This window comes from Bradyrhizobium sp. CCH5-F6 (assembly GCF_001556045.1).
GTDB lineage: Bacteria > Pseudomonadota > Alphaproteobacteria > Rhizobiales > Xanthobacteraceae > Bradyrhizobium.
The window spans coordinates 1-1,040 of sequence record NZ_LSIC01000105.1; the positions used below are offsets into that span (position 1 = coordinate 1).

Consider the following 1,040-nt stretch of genomic DNA (forward strand, 5'->3'; position numbering starts at 1 on the left):
CGAACTTACCAGTTGCGCTGAGCGCGGAGGAGCAGCGTGATGCTGTCCTGGTCCTTCAGCTGATACACAGCGGTCGGCTTGGCAGTGTTGGCAGCCGGGCTGAGGACAGCAGTACCCGAGTACTTCTGATCCAGTTGGGTCCAGTTCAGGTCGGCCGAGAACGTCAGGTTCTTGACCGGGGTCCAGCGGGTGATGATACCGATCTGACCGATCGCGAAGTCAGGGTTACAACCCGTCACGCCGGCGAGACCGCCGAACACGCCGCCTGCACCGCCAGCGCCGCAAAGCGTGGTCTTGGCGAGCGTGCCGAACTGAGCCTGAGCGTAGGCACCGTACAGCGCGGTGTTCCAGTAGGGATCCCAGTTGTGGGTGTAAGCACCACGGAAGCCCCAGGTCTTGACGGTTTCCTGCTGGCCGCCGGTGACGAACACCGTGTCCGGAGCATTGGCGAAGCCGACGCTCTGGTAGGCAACGCCCGAGCTGCCGTACATCTGGTAGGAGCTGCCCGCCAGGTTCTGGAAGTTGTAACGGGTCGCGCCGTCCGTGTAGACGCCCTGGATGTTGATCACGTCACCCGCGCCGGTCGGGATGTTCTTGATCGACAGAGCGAGCTGAACCGCCCAACCCCACTTGTCGTCGGGGTGGCCAGTGGTCTCGGTCGCGCCGTAATACGCAACGTGGTTGTCATGCGCAGCGACCGACGCCTGGAACAGACCCCAAGCCTGGTCGACACGGACCATACCGACGAGGTTCGGCGAACGCGAGCCGCCAACGGCGTTCGAGCCATACGAACCGCCAACCATGCCCGCGGCAGTCGCGCCGGTCATGTTGAGGTTGCCGGCCTGGTAGTAGGCCGTCGCGTCTTCGGCCGAGAAGGCCGCCGTCACGCCCTGACCGAAGTCAGCAGTGTAGGTGAACTGGTTGACACCAGTGACCGTGCCGCTGCCGCCGACGAGGCTGTCGATGTTGTTGCCGGGATAGTTGGTCCAGGGCGCGTCGAACTGCGACACGGCCTTACCCATGGTGAAGCCGGCGAACTG

The 1,040-nt window shown here is 63.9% G+C and carries 1 protein-coding gene; it reads right to left on the reverse strand.

Annotated elements, in window-relative coordinates:
* Positions 1-5: 5 nt before the first annotated feature.
* The coding region (locus AX729_RS19275; RefSeq protein ID WP_061025869.1) for a porin at positions 6-1,040 on the reverse strand (1,035 nt) is incomplete at its 5' end.